The sequence below is a fragment of the Candidatus Nomurabacteria bacterium genome (assembly GCA_023898525.1).
GTDB lineage: Bacteria > Patescibacteriota > Minisyncoccia > Phycocordibacterales > UBA918 > OLB19.
This window is the reverse complement of the sequence record CP060227.1, coordinates 75,620-102,175: the sequence shown is the minus strand read 5'-3', so window position 1 is coordinate 102,175 and position 26,556 is coordinate 75,620. Positions and strand designations below refer to the sequence as shown.

Annotated in this window: 23 protein-coding genes, 2 tRNA genes and 2 pseudogenes; 12 read left to right on the top strand and 15 right to left on the bottom strand. The window is 42.0% G+C overall.

What is annotated here, in order from left to right; genetic code table 11:
* Positions 1–9: 9 nt before the first annotated feature.
* From rplU to H6779_00325, 3 genes are all read right to left on the bottom strand, one after another.
* Positions 10–342, bottom strand: coding sequence for a 50S ribosomal protein L21 (rplU, locus tag H6779_00335; protein USN87878.1), 333 nt, complete (start codon positions 340–342; stop codon positions 10–12).
* A 1,426-nt stretch (positions 343–1,768) separates the two neighbouring features.
* A complete protein-coding gene (locus H6779_00330; GenBank protein ID USN87877.1) occupies positions 1,769–2,224 on the bottom strand; it encodes a hypothetical protein in 456 nt (151 codons plus the stop codon).
* Positions 2,225–2,303: 79 nt separating this feature from the next.
* Positions 2,304–3,422 (bottom strand): DNA recombination protein RmuC, encoded by a 1,119-nt coding sequence (locus H6779_00325; protein ID USN87876.1) that lies wholly within the window; start codon positions 3,420–3,422, stop codon positions 2,304–2,306.
* Between the two features lie 89 nt (positions 3,423–3,511).
* On the opposite strand from H6779_00325, the gene H6779_00320 reads away from it, so the two are divergent.
* Positions 3,512–3,964, top strand: a complete 453-nt coding sequence (locus H6779_00320; protein ID USN87875.1) for a GatB/YqeY domain-containing protein — start codon at positions 3,512–3,514, stop codon at positions 3,962–3,964.
* 74 nt (positions 3,965–4,038) lie between these two features.
* Here the strand turns inward: H6779_00320 and H6779_00315 are convergent, their stop codons facing one another.
* The 5 genes from H6779_00315 to H6779_00295 form a co-directional block, all read right to left on the bottom strand.
* Positions 4,039–4,755, bottom strand: coding sequence for a hypothetical protein (locus H6779_00315; protein ID USN87874.1), 717 nt, complete (start codon positions 4,753–4,755; stop codon positions 4,039–4,041).
* 126 nt (positions 4,756–4,881) lie between these two features.
* Entirely contained in the window at positions 4,882–5,790 is a 909-nt protein-coding gene (locus H6779_00310) for a calcium/sodium antiporter (protein ID USN87873.1), read from the bottom strand.
* 94 nt (positions 5,791–5,884) lie between these two features.
* A complete protein-coding gene (locus H6779_00305) occupies positions 5,885–6,358 on the bottom strand; it encodes a M48 family metallopeptidase (GenBank protein USN87872.1) in 474 nt (157 codons plus the stop codon).
* A gap of 139 nt (positions 6,359–6,497) precedes the next feature.
* The gene (locus tag H6779_00300; GenBank protein ID USN87871.1) at positions 6,498–7,670 is read right to left on the bottom strand and encodes a peptidoglycan-binding protein; all 1,173 of its coding nucleotides are present in this window, start codon (positions 7,668–7,670) and stop codon (positions 6,498–6,500) included.
* A gap of 164 nt (positions 7,671–7,834) precedes the next feature.
* Entirely contained in the window at positions 7,835–9,550 is a 1,716-nt protein-coding gene (locus tag H6779_00295; protein USN87870.1) for an AAA family ATPase, read from the bottom strand.
* A 49-nt stretch (positions 9,551–9,599) separates the two neighbouring features.
* Between H6779_00295 and H6779_00290 the strand changes: the two genes are divergently transcribed.
* The 3 genes from H6779_00290 (at position 9,600) to H6779_00280 (ending at position 13,205) form a co-directional block, all read left to right on the top strand.
* Complete coding sequence (locus H6779_00290) at positions 9,600–11,579, top strand: FAD-binding oxidoreductase (GenBank protein USN87869.1); 1,980 nt, start codon at positions 9,600–9,602, stop codon at positions 11,577–11,579.
* Between the two features lie 57 nt (positions 11,580–11,636).
* Complete coding sequence (locus H6779_00285) at positions 11,637–12,659, top strand: transposase (GenBank protein ID USN87868.1); 1,023 nt, start codon at positions 11,637–11,639, stop codon at positions 12,657–12,659.
* A gap of 474 nt (positions 12,660–13,133) precedes the next feature.
* Positions 13,134–13,205, top strand: a tRNA-Glu gene (locus tag H6779_00280).
* A gap of 521 nt (positions 13,206–13,726) precedes the next feature.
* On the opposite strand, the pseudogene H6779_00275 reads toward H6779_00280, so the two are convergent.
* Positions 13,727–13,861 (bottom strand): annotated as a pseudogene (locus tag H6779_00275) (hypothetical protein).
* Between the two features lie 402 nt (positions 13,862–14,263).
* Positions 14,264–14,722: pseudogene (locus H6779_00270) on the bottom strand (recombinase family protein).
* 510 nt (positions 14,723–15,232) lie between these two features.
* Between H6779_00270 and H6779_00265 the strand changes: the two are divergent.
* The 6 genes from H6779_00265 to H6779_00240 all read left to right on the top strand — a co-directional run bounded on the left by H6779_00265 (position 15,233) and on the right by H6779_00240 (position 19,934).
* Positions 15,233–15,430, top strand: a complete 198-nt coding sequence (locus H6779_00265; protein ID USN87867.1) for a helix-turn-helix transcriptional regulator — start codon at positions 15,233–15,235, stop codon at positions 15,428–15,430.
* Positions 15,431–15,432: 2 nt separating this feature from the next.
* Positions 15,433–16,584: a DUF4263 domain-containing protein gene (locus tag H6779_00260; GenBank protein USN87866.1), complete on the top strand. Its 1,152-nt coding sequence runs from the start codon at positions 15,433–15,435 to the stop codon at positions 16,582–16,584.
* Between the two features lie 100 nt (positions 16,585–16,684).
* Positions 16,685–17,239: a hypothetical protein gene (locus tag H6779_00255; GenBank protein ID USN87865.1), complete on the top strand. Its 555-nt coding sequence runs from the start codon at positions 16,685–16,687 to the stop codon at positions 17,237–17,239.
* A gap of 14 nt (positions 17,240–17,253) precedes the next feature.
* Positions 17,254–17,715 carry a hypothetical protein gene (locus H6779_00250; GenBank protein ID USN87864.1) on the top strand — a complete coding sequence of 154 codons (462 nt, stop codon included), beginning with the start codon at positions 17,254–17,256 and terminating at the stop codon, positions 17,713–17,715.
* A 1,037-nt stretch (positions 17,716–18,752) separates the two neighbouring features.
* Positions 18,753–19,070 carry a hypothetical protein gene (locus H6779_00245; protein USN87863.1) on the top strand — a complete coding sequence of 106 codons (318 nt, stop codon included), beginning with the start codon at positions 18,753–18,755 and terminating at the stop codon, positions 19,068–19,070.
* 273 nt (positions 19,071–19,343) lie between these two features.
* Positions 19,344–19,934 (top strand): hypothetical protein, encoded by a 591-nt coding sequence (locus H6779_00240; protein USN87862.1) that lies wholly within the window; start codon positions 19,344–19,346, stop codon positions 19,932–19,934.
* A 315-nt stretch (positions 19,935–20,249) separates the two neighbouring features.
* Here the strand turns inward: H6779_00240 and pyrC are convergent, their stop codons facing one another.
* Positions 20,250–21,302 carry a dihydroorotase gene (gene pyrC, locus H6779_00235; GenBank protein ID USN87861.1) on the bottom strand — a complete coding sequence of 351 codons (1,053 nt, stop codon included), beginning with the start codon at positions 21,300–21,302 and terminating at the stop codon, positions 20,250–20,252.
* A 350-nt stretch (positions 21,303–21,652) separates the two neighbouring features.
* On the opposite strand from pyrC, the gene H6779_00230 reads away from it, so the two are divergent.
* Positions 21,653–22,009: a hypothetical protein gene (locus H6779_00230; protein ID USN87860.1), complete on the top strand. Its 357-nt coding sequence runs from the start codon at positions 21,653–21,655 to the stop codon at positions 22,007–22,009.
* A gap of 106 nt (positions 22,010–22,115) precedes the next feature.
* Here H6779_00230 and H6779_00225 read toward each other — a convergent pair whose 3' ends face one another.
* Positions 22,116–23,096: a hypothetical protein gene (locus H6779_00225; GenBank protein USN87859.1), complete on the bottom strand. Its 981-nt coding sequence runs from the start codon at positions 23,094–23,096 to the stop codon at positions 22,116–22,118.
* A gap of 44 nt (positions 23,097–23,140) precedes the next feature.
* A complete protein-coding gene (locus H6779_00220; GenBank protein USN87858.1) occupies positions 23,141–23,665 on the bottom strand; it encodes a hypothetical protein in 525 nt (174 codons plus the stop codon).
* A gap of 120 nt (positions 23,666–23,785) precedes the next feature.
* On the opposite strand from H6779_00220, the gene H6779_00215 reads away from it, so the two are divergent.
* Positions 23,786–25,135, top strand: coding sequence for a phosphomannomutase/phosphoglucomutase (locus tag H6779_00215; GenBank protein USN87857.1), 1,350 nt, complete (start codon positions 23,786–23,788; stop codon positions 25,133–25,135).
* A 209-nt stretch (positions 25,136–25,344) separates the two neighbouring features.
* Here H6779_00215 and H6779_00210 read toward each other — a convergent pair.
* Positions 25,345–25,417, bottom strand: a tRNA-Ala gene (locus H6779_00210).
* A gap of 140 nt (positions 25,418–25,557) precedes the next feature.
* The gene (locus tag H6779_00205; protein ID USN87856.1) at positions 25,558–26,550 is read right to left on the bottom strand and encodes a methionine adenosyltransferase domain-containing protein; all 993 of its coding nucleotides are present in this window, start codon (positions 26,548–26,550) and stop codon (positions 25,558–25,560) included.
* Positions 26,551–26,556: the final 6 nt, after the last annotated feature.

Sequence of the window (26,556 nt, the reverse complement as noted above, 5' to 3'; positions counted from 1 at the left end):
AATAAATATCTATATAGACTCAATTTTCACTTCAGCGTAATGCTGGCGGTGTCCGAGACGGCGGTCGCGGTTACTCTTAGCTTGGTAGCGAATAATAGTCAACTTAGGACCTTTTTTCTCACCCAAATAAGTAGCCTTTACTTTAGTACCGGTAGTTGGTGTACCCACCTTGGTTTCAGAACCATTATCAGTTAATAAAACCTTATCAAACTCGATAGAGTCACCTTCTTTGTGGTTGCCCAAAAGTTCCACCAAGATAGTGTCTCCAACTGAGACTATGTATTGTTTGCCGCCGGTTGCAATTACTGCGAAAGCGTCTTTTTTAGCTGTTTCTGTTGCCATAATGCCGGCTATAGTACAAGAAAACTCATAAAAATGCAATGGGCTACATTTTTCAATTAAAAAACACCCATACCAATCTTTAACATATTAGTTAAGTTTGGTATGGGTGCTATATCAGAAAACATTTCATCCAAGATCCTCCTTGGGTATAAGGTGTGGGAAACAAATTAATTCGTAATCAAGGCAGTCTTGACAGTGATGCTCCTGGTTACTCCATAACATGAATATACCATCAAGAGTATGCCAAGATACCGTATAAATTAATTGTTCAAACCCATGCTTTTCTCCCCTTTTTATCATTAGGTAAATGTAGGAGCAAAGCATGTAATCTCTACCGTTGATCCATTTATTAAGTTTTCTACTTAACTTAATAACAAACGGATTGGCTGGTCGTGGTCTTAGATCATAATACTCTGCCGCAATCATGATACACCTCCAAATTCAAAAAACTCTACTGTTATATTACTGAAGTTAAATTATCTACAGTAACGTTCACAACTCGTTAAATATACCACATTTGGGTTAATAATGCAAACAAAAGTGTGCATTTGGGGATAAAATTATAGGTTCAAAACTTGACTAAAGCCCTAAAAATATGCATATTATGGGTTGGTTAGTTGTTTTGATAAATTTTGTTACGAGGACTCCAAAATGGTAATAAAGCAATTCACTAATGGGTATATTTATAGATATCAATGTGAAATAACTGATATTAGCAAGGTTATTTTTCTATTGTCGCTTGTGTTCTTGTTAATTTTAATTCGAGTTGAAGACATGTCTTTGTTTCTGAGTTCGTGGATTAAATCAATATCTGCCTCCTCTTTTCTCATTTTAATCAATTTGATGTTTAAAGAGAGACTGGTTCAGGTCAGGAAACATATTGCGTTCACAGGACAAGTATTGGCGTTCTACGGTAAATATATGATACCAATCTATCTGCTTGCCACTGTAATGGCTGTGTACGCTTTCTTCTTAGCTTATGCAGTGAACGCACCGTTTCTATTAGCACCTTCTGCCATTATTGCAATATTTGGGATAGTTTTATTTTGTGCAGCCGCATACTTATTGATTACAAACCTATATATAGTTTGTCGATTGATAAAAAAGAGTGAAATGTTTGATTGAGAGCTTCCGCGATTTTCTATGCGCCAGACTAACGTAATTGTCTGGCGCACTTTTTTATAACTTCATATAGGCAAAAGTCTTCAATTCGCGCCTCAAATCTCAAGACATGAAACCGGTTCGTCTCTCGTATGATAACGAAACTTTTGTAGCTTTACGTAAGGATTCCATTATGTCTTCTTGTGGTCCATGAATGGACTTCATGTGTTCATAATAATCTTTGCGGTCTATCTAAGAAGGTCTTAAGTTTATCAAAAAAAACAATAAACCCCGTTCTGTTTAGAACGGGGTTTAGCTTTATTTCTTAAGCGTAGTTGTTAATGGTATAGATGACAAGACTGGTGTAGAACATTGTAGCCAGAACTAATGAGGCTACTATACCATTATCTATCCTATTGTCGGATTTATTGATTATTATATTGGTGATTATTACAATAAACATAATTACCGTTTCGCTAGTGGCTGGTGTTATTTTTTGCTCTATGAACATAGATCCAATAAAATAGATAATCAATATTCCTAAACTTGTAACGTACAAGTAGGTGTTGAGACTTTTATTCTTGAGCCATATGCTGTTTACCCCATCTAGCCTATCTCTTAAAAACATCAGTTCTATGAAAAAGGCGGCAGTAAAGAAGAAAAACAGCATAACTATTGAAATTGGTTCAAACAATTTAACAAAAGGATTTGTTTGACCTGCGAAAGCTATTGTGGGCGACAGTAGTGCAATACAAAAGATCAGTTTTGATAACGTTTTCATTTATCCCTCCTTAGGATATAAGTTATAAATTCTTGTCCAACTATCAACTTTATATATCAGATCTTACTTTATGTAAAATCTACTCAGCTTTAATCGGTTTATCCAGAGTTAGGTTTTCGTGTTCGATGCTTTCGCTGGTGATTTTCATAAGATCTTTATCGACCTTCCCTAGCTCCTTACTGGCTTGGTTGTAATGGTTTACGGTAGTACCTAGACTGTTCCCTACTTTATCGAAGTATTGAGTGTAGGCGCTTAAGTGGCGGGTTAGTTTTTCTACATTTTTTTGGATTTCTTTGGCACTTTCTTCCACTTTAAAGGCGCGAAAACCATAGAGTACTGACTGCAAATACGCAGCAAAGGTGGTTGGTGAAACTATAATTACATTCTTGTCGCGGTAGGCGTAATCGAGTAATGAGCGAGTATTTACCTTGACCGAGCCAACTTCATTTACCAAGAGGTCGTAATAAATCGCTTCGGCTGGAATAAACATAAACGCAAATGGCAAGGTGCCGTCTTTTGGTCTGATGTATTTGGCGGTTTCGTCAATACGTTTTTTGAGATCGTTTTTAAATTCTTTTTCCAGATCTTCACGACGGTTTTGATCCGTCTCATCGACTAGCCGGCGGTAGTTATCAAGCGAAAATTTAGCGTCAACCGGTATCATGCCGTCTTTGGTCAGTATGACAGCATCGACTGTCTCGCCGCCATCAAACTGGTATTGTAGTTTGTAGGCACCGACCGGTAGGATGTTTTCAAGAGCGAGCTGGAGGCTGGCCTCGCCTAGATTTCCTCGTTGTTTTTGGTGTTTCAGGACCTTTTCCAGGTTTTGGAGCTGTTCGGCTATGGTGAAGACTTGCTTGGAGCTCTCACTCACCTCTGAGACGTGTTTTTGTACGCCTAGGAGCTTCTCACTGATGCTTTCTTGGATCGAACGGATTTGTTCGTTGACTTCTTTGTTGATTTCTTGCATCAACTCTTTACTCTCACGAAACTGCATCCGGCTTCCTTCTTGTGCTAACTTAGAGCTTTCGCTCATTTGTTCACGGACAGTGCGAGATAGTTCTTGGATCTGTTGCTGCATGAGAAGTAGGCTTTCGCTGTCTTCTGGTTTCTTATCTTTTCTAATGAAAAAGACATACACCAATATACCGATAATGGCTAGGAGTAGGGTTAAGAGTAAGATTTGTATTTTTTCCATGCAAAGACAAGTTTATCATCTTAGCTAGAAAATGGCTAAAGATATGCTACTATGAGTCAATCAAAATAACCGTTTTAATATATTAAAGTATGTCTATTCATAGTGATTTAAGGAATTCGTTAAAAGAGGCCATGAAAGCTAAAGATGAGGTGCGACTTAGAACTGTGCGCAGCATCATGACTGCTTGTACTAACGAGCTGGTGGCAACCGGTAAAACACCGCAAGATGAGCTGGAAGATGATAAAACTCTGGCTGTTATTAAGCGTTTGGCCAAACAGCGCAAGGAATCTATCGTTCAATATGAAGCAGCCGGTCGACCAGAGCTAGCTGAACCAGAAAAGGAAGAATTAGCTGTCTTAGAGTCCTACCTCCCTACTTTAATGAGTCAAGAAGAAATCAAACCGATAGCGGAAGCCGTGAAAACAGAACTTGGAATTGATGATAAGGCTAAAATGGGTATGTTGGTCGGCGCGGTAATGAAAAAGCTCCAAGGCCAAGCCGATGGAGCTGATGTGAAGATGGTGGTAGAGGGATTGTTTTAGGCTTTTTCTTTTAAATTCTATATAAAAAATTCCGCCGATGTAAGTCGGCGGTTTTTGGTTTTGTGGTGATATAACTATTCTTTTTTTAATTTATTTAAACGTTCACCTAATCTTATTGTAATAATACTTGTATAAATACAAGCTTCACAAGTAGCCAGGGTGTAAGCTTTTTGCATAAAAGAATGTTGGTTATCTTTATTCCCCAAGCTTCCGTAAGTATCACTAATTCGTTCATAAATAAGAACAATTTGGCGTAGAGTTTCTAGGTCTCTAGATCTAATCAAATGGTTCTCTAGAAGGTTTTCTGCTGTATTTATTTCTGCAAGAATAGCCTCCTTCCGTCCGACATCATACAGTGAACCATTGTTGACTAACGATTCTGCTTTTAAAATATGTGCTAAAGCAGTGTTATGGTTAACTGTTGTATTTTCCGCTAACTGTAAAGCTTGGTCAATCAATGCGTTCTTTAGGTCGCTAGAAGGCCACCAGCTATGACGAATTAAATGATTTAGCAAGGTATTAGTTTGGCGAAGGTTTAGTCTATCGTAACTATAGGTAAGTATTTTTGCGCTATCTCGCATGTCTAGGGCGAAACGTATTTTATCCCAAAGGGTTTGTTGGTAATAGAAACAATCATAAACATACAACAACAAACTATGTGCTTCTATTCTATCTCTGTCATATATATCACTAAATACTTGTTTTGTTAGCTCAATTGCCGACCTTTTGTTTCTTGTCCAGATCAGCGTTTGTAGCTCTGACAGTTTTTCCTTAAAATTAGATTTTGACATCTGTGTTTCCTTTTTGTATAAAAGATTTATGAAAACTACTTCTGTTGGGATTATGTATTAGAAACATGTAAATGTAAAGCACCGCGAGCTAAAGCTCGCGGTGCTTTACATCTTTTATCTAACCTCTCAAACATACTCCACCAACTTCACCAAGAAGAAGGCGAAGAAAATAAGCATCATCAGTCCCTCCCAGCGGAGAATTTGGCGTGCCAAACCAGATACAAACAGGATGGCTGAAGCACCAATCAGAATCATAAGACCAACATCCATTACCACATCATCGACAACGAGTGGTGTAATAGCGGCCGGGATACCGGCTACCATAAGCATATTGAAAGCATTTGAGCCGAAGATATTACCGATGGCCAGCGAAGTGTCTCCTGTTTTGATAGCTCGCAGAGATACCATGAGTTCTGGTAACGAAGTACCGAGAGCAATGGCTAGAATCGAAACTAAGCCTAGTGGAACAGCAAAGGCCGTGGCAAGATTTATTGTCATTTCGACGGTGTAGTTTGCACCAGCTAGTACAGCTAAGAGTCCTCCGACAAATAGTAGTACAGGTTTGAAGGCAAATTTGCTCTTGTCTTTCTTAAGCTTCTCTTTATCAACCTCTGCCCTACCATCACTAAATATGTACCAAGTGTAAGCAGCAAAAGTACCAAGTAGTAGCCAAGCCTCGGTACGGTCTACTAAGCCGTCTCGGACAATCATGACAAAGTGTAAGGTGGCAATGAAAAATATTGGTAATTCTGATTTAAGTAGATTTTCCTTTATAAAAATGCCGCGACTAAGAAAGGCGGTTAGACCAATAATCAATAAAATGTTGGTAATGTTAGAACCAACAACGTTAGCAATCACAATCTCTGAAGCACCTTGCATGATGGCGGCGATGGATGAGGCTAGTTCTGGCAGAGAGGTACCAAAACCAACGATGAAAACACCAATAATAAGAGGCTTAATGCCAAGGTTAAAGCCAATTTGCTTAGCGCCTTCTATTAAGTAGTCAGCTCCCCGTATTAATACAAATAGAGACATGACGAGAAAAATTATCCACTGGAACACTTGTGCAATATCCATACTGAAATAAAAGGTTAGATTACAAAACTAATAACTTGAGTATAGCATAGTCCTAGCCTTTAGTATCAAAGCCATTTTGCTGATTTTGGGTATATGAAAGGTTGCTGCAATGCAGACAGTTGTGATTTTTTGTGTAGTCAGTAATAGCTTTTAGGCTGGTTCCGTGGGTTTTTTCCATGTGCCTTAGCGCAGTAACGTGTTCCCTGTAGTTTGGTAAGACACGTTCGACTTCAAGCCAAAAGCGAGGACTGTGATTTAGTTCTTTGAGATGACAAAGCTCGTGCACGATAATGTAGTCACGTAGACAAGGCGGCATAAAGAGTAGTTTGTAGTTAAAATTTAGGTTACCTAGTGACGAACAGCTACCCCAACTCCTTTTGGTGTTGCGGATAGCGACCCGTTTGTATACAACTTCACACCGGGGGGCAAAATATTTCAATCTTGAGTGAATTACGGCACGAGCTTCAGGCTTGAATTTTTGGTGACTCAGATCTCCTTTTCGCTTCCTTTTTCTAAAAAACCACATAAAAATAAGTAGATATTATAATACCAGAACTCGACCTATATTAAACTACCGCATAAATTCATAACCGCTACTCAGAACGCGGACAAAAATAATACCACCTGATAAGGGTGGTATTATTTGTGTTTTAGATAGTAACTGATTAAGCGTTCTCTAGAACATCTTTTGCATCATCAGCTATATCTTTTGCATCTTCTGCTTTATTTTGAGCAGATTCGTAATCTTCGTCATCAAAGTCGGCTTGAGCCTCATCAAGAAGATCTTGTGCGTCAGCTAACTCTGCTTCAGCGTCAGTTTTAGCTGTACCATCAGTTGCGTCATCAATCGCTGCTTGTAAGTCGTCAATGGCATCTTGCGCATCATCAATAGCGTTTTGTGCGTCAGACATTGCAGTATCGCCTTCTAAGTCTGCTAAAGCATCCTCTGCCTTGTTCTTGGCATCTTCTGCCTTTTCGTAAGCGTCATTGTACTTGCCGTCATCAAACTTATCTTGAGCTTCGTCCAGTTTCTCTTGTGCGTCATCAAGATCATCCTGAGCCTGATCCTTAGCGTCACCATCAGTTGCGTCATCAATCGCTGCTTGTAGATCAGCGATAGCTTCTTCGGCGTCATCAATCATGGCTTGAGCGTCTTCCTCGGTCACATCTGTATTGTCGTCGTCATCGTCATCTTCCTCCTCGTCCTCATCATCTTCTTCATCGTCATCTGACTTGATTTTTTCCTTACATAAGAAACCAGAACCTTTCTTGTCTTCACAATCTAGTTCATATTTACCATCCTCACTGTGTTCACGTAAGCGAAGCTTGATCTTTTTATCAATTCCCGGTGCTCGAAGTAGACCTGGAGGAATATGACCATTGGTCTTCTCTTTGAAGTATTCAAGGATCATTTCTTTGGTTTCTTCATCTACTTCTCCGGTTAGACGAAGTTCATGTCGAGCTTGGAAGCGAGTTAGGGCGTCACGTGTTAGTGGGCCGAAATAACCGGTTACAAGACCTTGTGGATAAATAGTTGGGTCGGTGGCTAGTAGTTCTTGTATTTTGGCTACATCATCATCTGATATACCTTCACGTAAGCCATCACGTAGTTGTTCGCGAATCTCACCTCGTACTTGAGCTAGTTGTTGTTGCAGTTGTTCAACTTGCTTCATTAGGTCTTGTAATATTGCAAGCAATCCTGAAATGTCGCTTGATGTGGTGGTTGTGTCGGTTGTAGTTGATGTTTGTGCACTAGCTGCTGCTGGCAAAAAAGCGATAGCTGCCAACAACACAAAACAAATACCAACTAGGTATTGCTTAGACTCTGTAATCGTCATAATTATGTTGTTAAAATTTAAATTTGCTAAATAATAGACCAAAATAGGCCGCTTACGGCATTATATCACCTATTAGAAGTAATTTTATATCCATAGGCATACCTGTGAATAACTTAGAATGATAGTTTCTATATAAATCTGTTGTTATCTACGATTAACTTTGGTCAAAATGAGTGTTCGTTCGCATGATATTGAATTAAGTACAAGGCGCGGGCCAATCTAATCACATTGTAGTCATATTTCTCGTTGGTAGCTTCGTAAATGGGCTTTAGTTTTTCTGTACCATTAAAGGTTATAACTTTAAATAGCTCTTGCTTAGTTTCGAGCCACTGCTTCACTTGCTTTTCTAGGATATTTTCGATGATTGTAGGATCAATTTCTTTATTTTCGGCGAGTACTTCAATGTGGTTGATTATGGTTGATAGGGTTAAATTTCGCGATTTAGCGATACTTTCCGGTTCGGCACCTTCAAGTAGTAATCTTTTGGTCTCGGCGTAAGTACTCTCCTTTTTTAGGCGGTCAACGGCCGGGGTTGGATTGTTTAGCTCCTCGGTGGTAGGGATTTTACCGTTATTGGCCTTAACAAAACGCTCGTGCATGATGGTGAGTTCTTCGTTTTCCATATTGTGGAATGTCTCTTCAGCCGCGTCTGATTCTGCTCTGAATTTGCCGTCTTCTCGGATGATTTTGGGGTCCACATGTAGAGCGTTGGCGTTTATACCCAACACTTTTAGACCGGCCAGAGAACGGACACGAGACAAAGCCACATAGCCTTGGCCATAGACGAAGGCTTTTGATAGGTCGATTTCGACGGCGTCTAGCGACATACCCTGACTTTTATGTACAGTGATAGCCCACGCCAGGCGAAGTGGTACCTGCTCTATCGCAGCTTTAACTTTACCGTCCTCAACGACTTCCCAAGACACTGGTTCAATGGTGATTCGTCTCTTATCAGCGGTTTCAATCACCGGATAGCCTTCGTAGCTGTCAAAATCGACAACGCGAGCTAAGGTGCCGTTTACATAACCGGCCTCAAAGTTGTTTTTGGTACACATCACCATTGCTTCAACCTTAAGCTCAAGATTCTGTGGTGATAGACAGTTACGAGCTAATGATTCTTGTAACACTCGACTTCCCTTCCCGCTCATTTTAAAGGTCCTGCCGCTTCCAGATAGTTTTTTTAGCTCTTGGCTGTTTACTGAGTCCACGTCGGCGTTGTGGGTATAGAGTCTAGTGGGCTCAATGTCTTCATAGGCAATCTCGGTTTGTTCGCGAAGGAGTGAATAGTGGTCTTCTTCGATATTGCCACTGCGGATAGAACCCAGAAGGCCAAGTAAAAGCTCATCTTCTTGTCTGAATTGCTCTGTCAGGTAACAAATCAGCGGTCGCATATTTTCCCAAGCCCTTGATTCAAACGCATATCTGATCATGTCGCCAGCGCGACTAATAGGAGGTAGTTGAAAAAAATCTCCAACACATACGACTTGTATACCGCCAAAGGCGTCGGTAGAACCCTTAACTGTACGAGTAATAACATCAACCATATCGAGTAGCTTGCCATCGAGCATAGAAATTTCATCTATCACCAACACCTGAGTTTTTTGGATGCGCTTGACCAGTCTTTCGTTGGTACTGATTTGGTCTAAGTCGCCTCGGGTTAGCGTGTCACGGGTGCCGATACCGCTCCATGAGTGAATTGTTAATCCTCCGATATGAGTGGCCGCGATACCGGTTGAGGCGGTGACTGCTACCTTAAGGCCGGCTGCCTCAAGCCAGTTTATGTATTGGTTGATTACGTAAGTCTTTCCGGCTCCCGGTTCACCGGTAAGGAAAACATTGGCGCCGGTTTTTAGAATCGATAAAGCAGTCTCTTGAGTCATGTGGACATAGAGTACCATATTTTAAGTGCACGTAAGGTATCATATACCAATGGCGGTAAGTACCAGCACAACTATTCCGGTCGTTAGAGCGGGCGCTAAAAGCGCTACTCGTAAGACACGTGTGTCTAAAAAAACCTCAAAAAGCACGACTAAAGCTAGCTCTTCGGTAAAGGTGAAAGTTGTAAAGCCCAAGATGTCTGCGTCCGTGAAAGTTGCCGGAGCTGGTGCTAAAACGAAAACAAAAGCCACTGTAAAGACCAAAATCAAGAAGAACACTACTTCTAAGACAGCTTCAGTACCAGTAACGGCTAAAGTTAAGGTACCGACTGTCAAACGTCATCCGCTTGGTCACTTATTGATTGAGAAGATGTTTAGAGAGGCTGGCTTTCGTGGCGGTATATCAAGTGATAAACATGTCCTTGAAAAATACAGTACCGATGAAAGTATTTTTTCTATAAAACCACAGGTGGTGATTCAACCGAAGACTAAGCATGATGTGGAGCTGGCTACCAAAGTAATCGCTCGTGAGACTAAACGCTTCTCTTCCCTCTCTCTTACTCCGCGAGCGGCTGGTACCGGGCTTAGTGGCGGGTCTTTGACTGACTCTATTGTGGTCGATGTATCTACTCATCTGCACCAGATTGGTGAGATTAAGATGAAAAAAGACGAATCGGTCACCATTACTTGTGAGCCGGGCGTGATGTGGCGCGATGTCGAGAAAAAACTAAAACGAGCCGGGGCCTACATCCCCTCCTATACTGCTTCTAAAGACATTTGTACGGTCGGTGGGTCGGTGAGTAATAACGCGGCTGGTCCTGACTCACTCCGTTATGGACATTGTGCGGACTGGGTAGAAGAGCTGGAGGTGGTTTTGGCTGACGGTGTTTCGTACGCCATAAAGCCACTTACCTACAAAGAATACCAAAAACTAATCAAGCATAAGCATGAATACGCCAAAATTGCTGAAGCAGTATTTTCCTTGATTGCCAAAAATGAAAAAGAAATCCAACACAATCGCCCAGACACTCCTAAAAACACCGCCGGTTATGCCTTGTGGCACGTTTTGTCTACATCGGTAGCTGACTTCAAAAAAGGTCAAGGTACTTTTGACTTGTCGCGGCTTATCGCAGGTAGTCAGGGTACGATCGGTATTATTACCAACATCACCATGCGAGCCATCCCTGTCCCGCGTCACACAACCCTGATCGCGGTGCCGGTGTTTGATCTGGCGGAGGCTGGTAAGGTGGTCAATAAAGCGTTGAAACATAACCCGCTTAATCTTGAGGTGTTTGATGCTCTGACTTTTGACCTGGCTCTCAATAACCCAGACTTCTTTAAAAAGCGTCTAGATCGTATGGATTACTACCGCGGTATGCTTTCTCTTTATACCACTTACCATGTGCGGTATGGCAGACGGACACCGGCCCTCACCATCCTAATCACCCTAGATGATGAGACGACCACAAAGATGCCGGCTCACGAAATAGTCAATGAGATAAGAACCGACAAAGCCAAAGCACGTATAATACTAAATCCGATTGAAGAGCAAATGCTTTGGCTCGTCAGACGTTCTAGTTATACCCTATCGAAGCTCCAGGATAGTCGCAAGCGTCCCGCTGCCTTTCTCGAGGATATGACAGTGCCACCGCAGAATCTATCTAAATTCCTGGTGGAAATCCAAAGATTGTTTAAGGAGTTTAATATTACCGCTGCCATACATGGGCACGGTGGTAATGGTCACTTCCATTTTTATCCGCTCTTGGACTTTACCCAGAGGACTACTGGTAAATTAATCGAGAAAATGTCAGATCGTTTTTACGAAACCGCTTTAAAGTATGGCGGTAGTCTTTGTGGTGAACACAACGACGGCATTATCCGCACTCCTCACTTAAGCAAGATGTTTACCAAAAAAATGCTGGATATATTTGCAGAACTAGAGCAAATATTCGACCCTGATGATATCTTCAATCCGGGTAAGAAAGTAAACCCACGCTTTGATATCAGGCACAATATTAGGAATACCAACTAATCAACCTGCAGGACTGAATAATCTCACATACATATGAGACTCCTTAAATAAGGAGTAATGAGAATACATAACATTTTAAGGAACACCAGAGGGTTTGCCAAAGCGGCTGATAGTGCTCTAAAGTGGCAGACAATGAAAAACAAACAGGAGGTCGAAAGAAGAGTTAAAATACTCACGTTTTGGCAAAAACATGGTACTAATACCACCAAAGATGCTTTTGGCGTATCTAGACCAACTTTATTTAGATGGCAAAAAGAACTAAATGATAGTAATGGTAATATCCAAGCCCTAGACCCCAAGAGTACTGCTCCTAAGAAACGAAGAGTGAGACAGATATCACCACCACTAGAGCAAGCTATTATCAACTGGCGTACTAAGCGACCACGGATTGGTGGGAAAAAGCTGGTACCGCTATTGAAGAAGGAAGGATTCAAGGTGTCAGTTTCCTATGTTAATCGCTGTATCAGTGATCTTAAAGAACTAGGTAGACTACCGAATCCAGTTAAGCTCTCTTGGTACGCTAAGAGTGGTACACACAAAGAACAAAGAAAAACCAAGGTTAAAAAACAAAGAAGACCACAAAAACAAGGTTTGGAGATAGACACTATCGTGAGACACATAGATGGCACTAAACGGTACATACTCACCGCCATAGACATAGAAAGACGGTTTGCTTACGCTCGTACTTATACCAGTCATTCTTCAAATAGTGCTCGAGACTTTCTAAAACAACTTATACACTATACCCCTTTTAGTATAGATGAGATACAGACTGATAATGGTTCAGAATTCGCTAAATACTTCCACGAAGCTTGTTTAACTCTTAACATCAACCATTATCACACTTATCCACGTTGTCCTAAGATGAATGCCTATATAGAGCGATTCAATCGTACCGTTCAAGAAGAACACATTATTTATCACCGATCCCTGCTTCGAGATAGTATTCCTGACTTCAATGATTCACTGAATGAATGGTTGTATTGGTATAACCATGAGAGACCGCATGAAGGACTGGGTCTTTTGTCGCCCATGGAGTATTATAGAGAACATTATGAGATAGAGTCTCAAAGGTGGTGAGATCGTACAAGGACTTCACATCTTCCCTATTTTCTGCTATAAATATGCCACTTGTTTTCTACAGCAGTTTTGTTAGTAGATACACAAGGTGGATTCCCTGCTTTTGTTAGTAGAATTCCAAGGGGGGCATAACGGGTTAGGTATTGCACTCAACCAAAATTGCGCCCCACGCAATTTTGGCCCTATCGTCTAATGGTTAGGATAATTAAACAGTATGGGATACTGTTTAATTCGAAGGAAAAGTTTTCATCAATGAAAACCGATTCAACTGGAGCGACAGAAGTTAAAGAGGTAAAATTAAATATATGGCCCTATCGTCTAATGGTTAGGATAATGAAAAGCGTTTAGCTTTTTATCCGGTTATGACGTCAGGAAGAAATCACCGATATTTATGAGGTGATAGGAAAAGTTTTCATCAATGAAAACCAATCTAATTTAAGTAAAAGAGGTAAAAGAAATAACAATTAAATATTAGGTCCCATCGTCTAATGGTTAGGACAGCAGGTTTTCATCCTGCAAATCGGGGTTCGATTCCCCGTGGGATCACAAAACGAGACTTCGTCTCGACACAGCGAGCGCGGCGAAGCCGCGCGAGAAAAAGAAGAAGCCAAAACACCCTTTCGTGTGGCGACGAATTGGGACGGGACGGGCGCGGCGAAGCGCGCGGATTTGTCACGAACCAAGGGGTTCGTTCCGACTTTTTTGACGAAAGCGGCGATTTCGGAGAAATCATCGCTGGAGGATAAAAAGGTGGCTTGTTTCGTATCTAAAATCCACTCACGCAGGGGTTCGACCCAATTATTTCCTTGGTGTGCAAAATCTTTCTTTTTCTCCTTCAAAGACAAGGTGGCACGCATGATCTCGTCTTTCTTTTTCAAATAGATGCTTTTCGGTATATCGCCATCCAAATAACTCTCCACCAGTTTATCCATGCGTGCCTCACTGGCTTTTATATTTTCTGAAAGATTTTGCGCACCACTTTGCGATGCGGAAGTTTCTTCGCGCTCCCATTCTTCGATTTTGCCGAGCATGTAGTCAGTGTATGCATCGCAAAGCGAAATGGTTTGAAGCTGTTCCCTTAGTTGGTCAGCGAGAATGTCCTCACGGACGTACCCTTGGGAGCATATGCCTTTCTTCTTGGTGCAACGATAATATCGATACTTTCCTCCGCACTTGCCGGTAGCCCACTGGGCAGTGAACATGCTCCCACACTCTCCGCACTCAAAAATACCCACAAACGGAAAATCATGCTTCGCTTTCCGTTTACGAGGACGTTCTCGCTGTACCAATACCTTTTGGACAGCTTCAAACAATTTCGGGGAAATGATTGGTGCAAAGCTTCCTTCAAACCATTCATCATGATGCTTCACAAAACCGAGATATGCTCGATTAATCAGTATGCGTTTGATGGAAGCTTTGCCAAGTGGCGTTCCCTTGCCAGTCGTTACTCCATGCAGCGACAAAAAGTCGGCGAGAGAAACCAATCCATGCTCACCTTTGGCGTACTCCTCAAAAGCCCGCACGATGATCTTGCTATGCACGGGATGCGGTTCAATATTTCTCGTACGCGGATTATTCACATAGCCAAATGGAGCTTTGGTGAGCCACTCGCCTCGCCGCACTTTTTGGCGCATCCCTCGCTTCACATTCTGCGTCAGATTGTCCGAATGGTATTTCGACTGTCCGAACGCCACTTGCAACATAAACAACCCCTGTGGAGTGGGTTCAAACCAAAATGTCGGAAAGCGCAAAGACGTGACCTTTTGTGTGTCTACTGCGTAGATGACGCGCCCGCCATCAATACTATTTCGCGCCAAACGGTCAGGATGCCACGCCAAAACGCCATTTGCTTCTCCTGCTTCAATGCGCGTCATCATTTGTGCAAACTGTTCACGACCGGGAGTCTTTGCGCTTTTCGACTCTTGAAACTCCGCTAGGATTTCAAGATTTTCTTTATGTGCGAATTCTCTCAACTCAAATAACTGAGCCTCGATAGACATGACTTGTTTGTCATCGTCTTCGGTGCTTTTGCGAGCATAAAGAAAATATTTTGGTTTGGACATACGATAGTGATTTTAGATACGAAACAAGGACAAATCCGCGCGCTTCGCCGCGCCCGTCCCGTCCCAATTCGCCGCCACACGAAAGGGTGTTTTGGCTTCTTCTTTTTCTCGCGCGGCTTCGCCGCGCTCGCTGTGTCGAGACGAAGTCTCGTTTTGTGATGACATACTAGCCTTTGCTCGAACCCATTTCGAGGAAAGACCATAACTACAACGCGCGGAGCGCGTGGTGGCTTTGTACCTCAACGTACGCATTGGGGCACGTGGTGATGCTGTGCGCGCCTCGCGGCCTCGCCAGCTCGGCCCCCAAAACCAAAGAAATATCCTTACAATCAAATTTTCGGTGGAGGGGTCTGGGGAGGAGCCGACAGAAAATGGAAAGGATATTTCTTTGTTTTGGGATCGCCGCAATGAGTCCACAAAATTGCAAAACATCTCAAATCCCGTATTATTTAGATACAAGGAGTACATACTTTGTATTATATTATATGTACCAAATTACACAAACAAAACATGAGTATTGCTAGCAATGTTAAGAAGATTCGTGCCGAAAAGGGTTACTCTCTCGAAAAAGTCGCCCGACTGGCTGATTTGTCACTAAGTACCGTTGTTAAGATTGAGGACGGCACGAACCAAAATCCTACAATCAACTCCCTCTCCAAAATTGCCACCGCGCTCGAAGTTAAGGTTGATGATCTTTTGCAGAAATAACTATGAAATGGTCGGAATTGTTAAAAGATGCTATTGGAAAGAATGAAAACTTTGTTATTGGCAAAGATAGTTTTAGTGACTTACAGATCAATTCGACTCCCATCAACAATTTCTACTACTTTTATCACTCTAAAGACCGTAGGCTCATAAAGCAGTTTGTTCTCAAAGAGAAGGACAAGCGTAATATCATTTGCCAAGTTACGCTTATCAATAAGGGTGAAAAGTTTACTCCAAGACTTGCCTTGTCCGTTAGAGACAAGGCTCTGAACAAGATTCTAGAAAAAGAAACGACAGAGGTTGAAGTTCATAAAATCAGAGGCAGTGTAAATCTCAACGATTGTCATGAGGAGTTTTGGAAGCTAATTTCTTTTTTACGATCAATCCGTAACATTGAAATTCCAGAGGAGAGTTTTTCATTAATGTCTCAAAGTGAGAGCGAGATTGTGAATGCTTTGAAGGGACGAGACGCATCGAGTGTGAGAAATATTATCAAACAACTTTCTTCAGCGGAAGGAATAGTTTTAACGCAGAGTGACATAAATAATCTTCTAAAGAGACGTGAAAAGTTAAAAGAGTTTGAAAATGGACTTATAAACCATGCTTCAGATGAAGCATGGTGGCAAAATTTTTTTGAAGAAAATAAGTGGATTTTTGGATATGGCTTAAATTACCAAATATTGAGGCAAGAGCAGTCACAGCCACACTATGGTGGAGTGAAGGTGGACGGTAAGGGAGGAGAAAGAGGAGATTATTTGACAGCTACTGATGGAGATATGAGCTTTACTGTTTTGGTTGAGATAAAGACACCAGACACCTCTCTCCTTCAAGGATCACAAGAAATCAGAAATGGTGCCTGGAGTTTAGCAAAAGATTTGACTGATGCGCTTTCTCAAATTGAAGCAAACATTCACACATGGGACAAACAAGGGTCTGAGCAACCAGACAATAGAGATAGGTTTGAGGCTCAAAACGTGTTCACTATACAACCAAAAGGAATCATCGTTATCGGAAAGCTGGAAACCCTGCTTGACAGTAGAAGCAAACGTGAGACATTCCAACGATTCAGGAAAAGTATCCATGGAGTAGACATTGTCACTTTTGATGAACTATATAACAGAGCAAAGTTCATCGTTGAAAATGTGGAGGAAAATTGAAGTCTTTACAAACCAACATTTTCATTATATTGTTTGGTCAGCTTCTGGGTTGAACCCTATAAGTTCTCCGTCTACTTGAACCTTTCAGCAGGAGGGCGAAATGCCTATCTACATACCGAAACAAATCGTACCGCTCACGCCCACTGTCGATTCCCCCTTGTTTTTCTTGGCGGGGCCGATCCGTGGTGGCGGTGACTGGCAAGCGTTCATGGCCAAGCAGCTACTGCAACGTGAGCCGTCGGCGCTTGTCGCATGTCCATCCCGGTGGGATGCGTCCCATCCGCTGACCAAGGACTTCCACCAACCTTTTTCGCAAGCCGACAACCGTCAGCTCGTGTGGGAACGCCACTACCTGAAGCAGGCTGGACTCGAACCGAACGTCCCTGGTTGCGTCATCTTCTGGCTGGGTCTGGAGAGCACCAAGCGTCCCCACCCCGGCCCTGAGCCGTACGCCATGGATACGCGCCGTGAGATCGGCAAGTTCACTGCCTATGCGGAGATGATGAACGTCCGCATGGTGGTGGGTGGCCATCGTGACTTTCACGGCCTCGATGTCATCCTGTTCGAGCTCAGCGAAGCCTTCGGCAAACCGTTCCCGTTCTACGAAACGATGTCGGAGGTTGTTGACCAAGCACTTCTCACTGCACGTCAATAGACGAGGAGGCAAACATGATAGACATCAAAGGTGGGTCGAAAGACTCACGAGCCGCTCGCTTGAGCAACTTTACCGATCGTCCTTTCGTCTTTGACGGCGTACAGTGTGCCGGCATTGAGGGGATACTCCAGTCGCTCAAGGAGTTCCATTTTGAAACACAAGTGGAAATCTGTGCAATGTCCGGCAAACCGGCCAAAAGAGCTGGTTCGGAACGAGACGCTTGGAAACAAGGACAGATGCTCTGGTGGCGCGGTGTCACCTATGCCCGCAACTCGCGGGAGTATCAGGAACTGATCACCAGAATCTACGATGCCGTGTACGAACAGGACCCAACTTTCAAGGAGGACCTGCTTGCTGTCGGCAACGAAGACATCTGTCACTCGATTGGTAATCCTGACCAACGAGACACAGTTCTTACCGAAGTCGAGATGATACATCAGTTGAACCGACTTCGTATCCGTGCACAACGGAACTGAACCGGTGTTTCTGCACTCATCCGCCTTCCCCTCGGGGTGGGCGGTTTTATTTTGGGAGCAAGGAGCGAAGCTCCAATGTTCGCGTATTGGGTGGGCGGGACAAGCACATACAGATTTGCTTGCGCCTCAGCGCAAACAGCTTTGAAAACCACGAACTCAACCGAAGTCACCAAGCTCACACACGGAAGCACCGCAGCAGCTCGCGCGAACAGAGTGAGCGAGCTGTGCGGAGGTGCTAGGGTGTAGTGAGCGAACTCTAGAATTACCACGCGGGTTGGCTACGGGAGCGCGCCTCGCACGCCGCGAGTACGGAGAAAAGCGAAGTGGAAGACTCTCAAATAAATGGAGACTGAAACGGAGCCTTTTGGAGGACGAAGCGGCGATCCCAAAACAAAGAAATATCCTTTCCATTTTCTGTCGGCTCCTCCCCAGACCCCTCCACCGAAAATTTGATTGTAAGGATATTTCTTTGGTTTTGGGGGCCGAGCTGGCGAGGCCGCGAGGCGCGCACAGCATCACCATGTGCCCCAATGCGTACGTTGAGGTACAAAGCCACCACGCGCTCCGCGCGTTGTAGTTATGGTCTTTCCTCGAAATGGGTTCGAGCAAAGGCTAGTATGTCATCACAGCATATTTTCTCAGCAAAAAGCACCGTTTAGGTGCTTTTTGCTTTTGAAAATAGCTGTGATCCCACGAGCAAAGTGCCTGCGCACTTTGCGTGGGAATCGAACCAGCGGAGCTATGTTTTATGCGCCTTTCCTAGCGCAGAAAACAAGCGAGCTGCGTCCAGAAGTTCTTATGAGCGTCAGCGAATTAGAAACTGCGGGATCATTCCCCGTGGCACTAAGTGATTCGTGACCACAAATATTTTCACCCAAAATCATAGCTTTGAGCAAAGTACGTTGGTGACCGTCAGGATCATTCCGTGTAGGGTCATGGTTTGACAAATATAATTTTTCTCGTATTGTTCTATTAGACCACTATTTTAACGTATGTTCACTTTTAAAAGTTTGATGTAATCAACCTAGGAGAGAGAAATGTGTACTGAACCACAGGAACCCGAAGTGGGTGAACTAGAAATCAGTTTACGGAAAAAACTATTGCAAATTACAACCACAGAAGAAGCTTATAATCTTTGGTGTCAATCTGATGCAGGCTACGAGGATCTAGATGAACTTTTGTGGAATAAAATGTTAGAGCTGGCAGTAAATCATGATGATCTTTTTATAATATTCAACAATCTCGTAATTCATTATGAGGGTGAAGAGATTAAGCGGCGAAACTTCATCAGAAAAATCTTTGATAGAGCCGACGAGTTCGATTGTGAAATTATAGATTCGTGGGATAAAAGTTAAATTATTTAGTTAGGGCGTAGGTTTTACATCCTTATTTCAAAAATTGTCTTTCGTCTAGCATAAACAACAACCTAAAAGGTCGTTAAGAATTTTTCTTTCGACCTTTTTTGATTAAAATTTACAACTTTCTTACATCCTGGTTTTAAATCGTACTACGTAGAACCACAACATTTTCCTTAAAAATAACGAACGTATCCCCATTACTCCTGATCGTATCCTCATTACTCCCTGATTTAGCGGGACAAAAGAGTAGTTATATGTTGTAATTGTTTTATGACTACAGGTGATAGTTTGATAACCATTGCAATAATTGGAGGTCTGATTTATGGAATCAGGTTAATTCACAACAAGAAAAAGTGGAAATTAGTTGGTAAAATTCTAGGTGGGCTTATATTGCTTGGACTCTTGATAGGGGGAGGAGTTTATGCGTATCAAACCTATTCAGAAAGACCTAAGGAGGTAACCGAGCTGGCTGGGATATCACTTGGTATGAAAAAGGTTGACGTAACTTTAATAAAGGGACAACCATCTGATGAAATAGAATTTGAGGGTGGATCTTCACTCAATTACAAGGATTATTCATCATTTTTAATGGTTAATTGGAATACTGCAGAAGGAGTGTACAGAATTTGTAGCAGCAAGTATTCAGACGAAATATTTGGCCTAGGAAAGTACAACAGTTACAACGATGTGGTAAAGAAACTTGGACAACCTGCTGAAAAAAGCATAAATACCGAAGGTACGAGGATGATAGCCAACTACCCAGACTACAATGTCGCATTTGGAGTAAATGCGGGAGAAGTTGACATGGCCTGTGTAACCTCAAGGCTAATAACATTTATTGAGGAGTACAACGGGCAGTAAAGCCGCCCTTACCCCGCCCTTCACACCGCTCACAAGCTCGCGGCATGAAATTTCACAGGCAGGCGCGATCTGGCACCCGTAGCACAATGAACAGGTGCAAATCGCTCACCATTAAGTTTAATCATTAGTATTTCTCCTTGTGTTTGATTTAAAGGAAGATTGGAGGTTTGTTAAAGATCTCCTGTCCGACGTCAAAGGTAGCAGAAAAGAGGAATTGAGACAAGGTCGTTAGAGAAGCGTCTCTGGACAGCCTTCAAAAAAAGCCACCCTAAGCAATATTTTGCTTAGGGTGTTTTGCTAAAAAACTTATTTATTTTATGCTACGAGCTTCCAGCTCATATTTTTTCCAGCTCTAAACGGTATTAGCACATTACCTTGTGTGTATGGGATGCTTTTGGGAATCTGCCAAGTCTCCTTTCGTAAAGTGATGGTGTCAGTATTCCTCGGTAAGCCGTAAAAGTCAGCGCCGTGAAAGCTGGCAAAAGACTCTAGTTTATCTAGGGCTCCAGCTTGTTCAAATGCTTCAGCGTAGAGCTCAAGGGCAGCGTGAGCGGTAAATATACCGGCGCAGCCGCAAGCGTTTTCTTTCATGCTTCTTGCATGTGGGGCTGAGTCGGTACCTAGAAAAAACTTAGGATTACCAGAAATGGCAGTGCCCACTAAAGCTTCACGATCTTCTTCAGACTTTAAAATCGGAAGGCAATAATTGTGTGGCTGAATACCACCTCTAAATATTGCATTACGATTTTCAAGTAAGTGGTGAGCGGTAATGGTGGCAGCTATTCCTTCTCTGCTGCTCATTACAAAATCAACTGCCTCGCGAGTGGTGATGTGCTCCAAGACGATTTTTAGTCCTTCGTATTCATCAACCAGTTCTGATAAAACATTTTCAATAAAATAGGGTTCTCGATCAAAAATGTCCAGCTCATTACCATGTTTGTCCACCAGCGATTCCCCGTGGAGCAATAATGGCAACTCGCACTCTTGCATAGCCTCGAAAACCTCATGACGTCTCCAGATGTCAGTAACACCATCGCCTGAATTTGTAGTGACTCCTGCCGGATAGAGTTTAGCACCTAGAATACATGGTGACTTAGCTGCCTCCATAATGTCTTTTGGAGTGGTGTCATCTGTAAGGTAGATCGTCATGAGAGGGTCAAATGACAATCCTACTGGTGTAGTTCTGACTATACGTTGTCTGTAGTCGAGAGCCATCTGCACATTCACTATCGGCGGCTTAAGGTTCGGCATTATTATAGCTCGAGCAAATTGCCTAGCACTGTATGGTAATACTGTCTGTATTGCCGATCCGTCACGTACGTGTAGATGCCAGTCGTCTGGCTTTGTAATTGTGATTTCTGTCTTCACTTTTTTCTCCTTTTTGAATTAAAGTAAGAAGTTCATGTCAATATGCTACAAGGATTTTGATTCCTATCCCACGGCAACCTTACCAGAAAGCTACCCACTAGACAAGATGTCTGCCTTATTGTTTATATGTGATTTTACAAATACACAATTAAATAGTAATTTTAAAAATAGATTTGTTTGTAAGGAGAATATAACAGATGAAACTTTACCCTTTAATAGCTATAGCTCTTATGGCTACAATTAGTTTTTCTTATGGGTTTTATTTAGTTGGCTTTATCTTTCTAGTGTGGTTGATTTTTTGCGTTGGGCTGATCTTTTATTTAGGTAGCGTACTAGCACTGTTTATAAATATGCCCACTTATTGGCAGAATATGTCAGAGACTATGGAGATTGCTAAAAAAAGTGGTTACAGCGTAGACGACAGAAAAAGGGCATCGGTATCAAGAATCTTTTTTGTTATCACTAAATTAAATCTGTTCTTTGAAGTATCAGTTAACGAAAAAGTGGTTTCAGATTTTGAAAATGTGCTTAACGTTAAGGTTGATAGTTTCAAAACTGTTCAGGAGAAAGCTATTTACTATTTCACAGAAGTTAATAAGGAAAATCCCGAGTTATTGCTGTATATAGTAAATGCTATCAAGGTTAGAAAGCGGATCGGTCTTGGATCTAGAACTAAAGAAGGTGTTAGAGATGAAGCTTTGAATTAAAATATTTATAGTAAATTATAAGAACCACTGTAGACAGATTTGCCTTCAGTGGTTTTGTGTTGTAATTCTAGGAAGAGAATTTAAATATTCACTTGGACTCATGTGATTAAAATATGCCGCTAAAAAATACTCCAATCGCTTCCCTGTTTTGGATTAGTAGAGCGATAAGGATAGAGACAGCGAGACCAAAGAGTAGTCGCAAAACATCTTTTCCGACGATTGGAAAGACATCACTAAATTTGTAGTCTTTTATCCAAGTGGACATGGCTAGCTCGCGACCACTTAAAAGTCCAATGAAGACCCAGGTAGTAGACATTGGTATACTGTTCCATTCTTTAAATACGATAAGGATTAAGGCGTACACAAAATCAATGATGGTGGCGCTACGTATATACCTGGTGTTTTTCTTTTCCAGTACGATGTGCTGGATCTTCCCTCCTCGATTCCAAAAGATATACGCTAACCCAGCTACAAAAATAAAGATGACCAGAAGAAATTGTGGTAATGTCAGCTCTCTTGGTAGAAACACAGCAACGTTGGCCATGTCGTGAGAGAGCCAGGTGTACCAAAGAAAACCGGTGGCAGACCATTGCAATACTCGCCAGAGTGCACGGCGGTTTTCCGGTACTGGGTTATTGGCGTTGTCCCACTTAAATATAATTACCCAAAGCACGTAAGCAGTGACGGCAGCGATACCATAACCAAGGGCTGACTTGGTCAGAATACTTGAAAAGACTATCGATGATGCAAAGGCACTTAAAACTAGCAGTGAGGTAGAGACCGGTATACCGAATCTAGTCAACAAAACTAGCGCCAAAGGCGCTAGAGCGTGGTACCACTGTATTTCTACAAAGGGAATTTTTTCGAGTCTACCTGAAGCTATGTCTCCCCCGCTGGTGAAATAGCTGATTGATAAGGTAGCAATGAGTATAAGTGAGGTAAAACCCCACAGATAGTACCATTTGGTTTTTTGGTTGGAGGCTATGAAAGTACCGAGTGTTTGTACACTATCGTTTGCGATAACTGAATACGCCGCCAGAAGAAAACCGATGAGCATCCAGATTACGGTAAGTTCACCACCGAACATGAAACTATTCTATCTTATGATGCGAAGTGCAGCAACTTCACTGCTTAAGTTTGTTGTTGTGGGGCGCTTTGCTTCTTTAGATATCCCATAACTCCATTGATGATAATCAGTGCCACAATAAAGAGAGTTAGGTAGATTAGTATATAAGTAAGAATTGGCAGATTTACCAATCCAGCGGCGGTTAAGGCAAAAATCAGACCTAAACTGTACCAAGCTGAGGCCTGAATAGCAGGGCCGAAAGTGCTTGGCATCATGTGTAGTGTCATCAAAATAGCGTTTAAATAAAGTATAGCTATAATTAGAATCTGACTTAGTACATATCCGTTAAAATAGTCAGTACCGTATTGTGAAAAACCGGCATATATAAGGATGGCTGTGGTGATGAGGAGTACTACCATGGACACTCGTAACACGATATAGGTTACTCCCATAAAGTTTCTCTCCTTTTCGTCGATAACACCATCTTTGATGGCAGTGAAGAAATTTAAAACGGCTAAAGTTGATGATCCTACGCCGAGACTAACGCCCATGCTTTGTATAATCAATGTAATTAAAATTAATATTTCCATAATATATAAAGTATATCAGCTTTTTGACACCAAAATACAGTATTATCTGCATATCTTTCTTATGATATAATTTTTTTATTGAATACTTTAAGTATTATTTAGAAATTAGCCATACTAAACGTGTCATTCGATCACCTAAAAACTATTTACCGAGATTACGATATTAGAGGTAAGTATCCGGAGGAAATTAATGAGAAGGAAGTAAAAAAAATTGCCAAAGCGCTGACCAAACATTTTGATGTAAAAAAAGTAGCGGTTGGATATGATGTTAGACCATCAGCAGAAAGTTTGTTTGATGCCATTGCCAGTGGTTTTAATGAAAGCGGTGTAGATGTGGTAAATATCGGTCTGTGTACTACTCCTATGTCCTATCACATGTGTGGGTCTAGTGATGTAGATATGACTGTTATGATTACCGCTTCTCACATGCCTTCAGATTACAATGGCTTAAAGATTACTATTGAAGACTCAAAGCCGGTGACTAGTGATGTTTTGAAAACAATTCGGGATATTGTGGGTAATCACACCTTTTCAGAGGAAGTTCAGCATGGAAATGTTATTAATCATTCCATGCAGGAAGATTGGATTAAAAAATTTAAGGTAAAGCATGATTTAACAAATTCAAATATTTCAATTGTTATTGATCCGGCAAATCTAATTGGTATATTAGAAATAGATACTTTTAAAGCCTTTGAGCCAGACATAAAAGTACATACTATTTTTGATGATTTTGATCACACTGCTCCAAATCACGAAGCTAACCCAATTAAACATGAAACTTTAGTTCATTTAGGAAGAGAGGTGGTTGATAAAAAGGCTCATCTCGGTGTGGCTTTTGATGGAGATGCGGATAGGCTTGGCTTTGTGGATGAAACAGGAACCCCTATTGCTAGTGATATTATTGGTGCTTTATTGGCCCGCTATATTTTAGGTAAAAACGAAGGTGGTGTAGTGGTCTGTGATATCAGGTCATCCAAAGCTGTTGTCGAAGAAATTGAACGACTGGGAGGTAGAGCGGTTCGTGAAAAAGTTGGTCACACCAATATTAGAGGCAGGATGCGTGAAGAGGATGCTGTACTGGGAATTGAGCTTTCAGGTCACTTTTTCTTTAAAGAATCTTATTTTTCTGAAGGTGGCCCGTTGGCAGCTTTTATTATCATGGAATTAATTAACAGAGAGAAAAAAACCCTCAGTCAATTGGTTGCCGAGGTGAAGAATTATTATCATTCAGGCGAGATCAACAGCACTGTCACCAGAGAAGCGGCTGACATCTACAAAGATCTTGAAGAGTATTTTGAAGACATGAAGGTTAATAAACTTGATGGCCTTACTCTAGAAGCAGATGATTGGTGGTGTAATGTTCGACCCTCTGCTAACGATCCAGTCATGCGGCTAAATCTAGAGGCTAATACAGAAGAGTTAATGAAAGAAATGAGAGACAAGGCTTTGGAGATAATTAGAGCAAGTTAATTATACTTTCAAGTTCCTGTGCTGTGTGGACCCTAGCGGACTGATCCTGACTGTCACCAAATTATTTTGTTTCGTTGCCTCACAAAATAACTGGTGCAGCGGGACACACCTCATTCGTTCGTAAACTCACATCATTCCGGCGGTTCGAGTCCGCTCGCAAGCAAAGTAGTTTGCTTGCTTAGGGTTCACTCGTTCACTTTGTTCTCTCGTGGACCCTAGCGGACTCGAACCGCTCGCCTCATCCATGCCATGGATGCGCTCTACCAGATGAGCTAAGGGCCCTGACGGCTGATATATTAGCATGAAAAGGAATTGAATAAAATACATAATACTAGTTTCAGGGAGTATCATTTAGCTTGTGACTCAAAAAGCACTAGAAGTAACCTAGTGCTTTTTGTGTACTTTCCTCTTGTTTATAGGCTTTAAGCGTCCCAGCTAAATCCATTTCCAAAGTGTCCGTGTTTTGCTGTCTGTTCAAATTTTGGCGACTTTAAATCCAGTGTTTTGATGATAGCTTGCGGTTTTAAGTCATAGCCTTTTACTTCTTCCTGTACACCGTCTATAGTAACTACTGCCATTACCGGCTCTGCTACACCAATGGCATAAGCTAAGTGTACATATACTTCAGAAGCCTTTCTTTCTTTTAAATAGTCTACAGCTATTCTTCTTGCCATATAAGCCCCACTTCGGTCTACCTTGGTGGCGTCTTTACCGGAAAAACATCCGCCACCGAGTGGAATATTTGGTCCGTAGTTGTCTACTGCGAGTTTTCTACCAGTTAGTCCGGTGTCGGCTGCAAATCCACCAACGGTCCAGCGCCCGTTTGGATTTCTCATCCAGATGTCCTTTAGACCGGTAACTTTTTCATGTAAGTGTGGAGTAATTTCTTCTTCTATCACTTTTTCTAGCTCTGTATCATCATAATCACAGTGTTCACAAACTGATGTTAGAACTTTTACTACTTTTCCATCCTGTACTGTTACCTGGGCTTTACCGTCTCTTGGGCCCATAGCTTTGGTAAGCTTTCTCGCTAATACTAGCTCTAGTGGTAATGATTCTGAGGTTTCGCTTGTAGCGTAACCGACCATTATTCCTTGGTCCCCTGCCCCCTCAGCATCAACACCACTGCCTATTTCAGGGCTTTGTTCTACTACATTGATAGTGACTCCAATTTGTTCTTTGTAGCCAAGATCCTTGTATACTCTAGTGGCTACGTCACGCATATTTACATGCGCTTTGGTTGTGAGTTCACCGCAGATAGTAATAAGTCCATGTCCTCCCAAGACTTCAATCGCTGCCCTGGTATTAGGATCTTCCTTTAGACAAGCATCTAGTATAGCGTCGCTTATTTGGTCGCATATCTTATCTGGATGTGAAGGAGTTACTGATTCGGCGGTTTTCATTAAGGTGCTCATATTTTA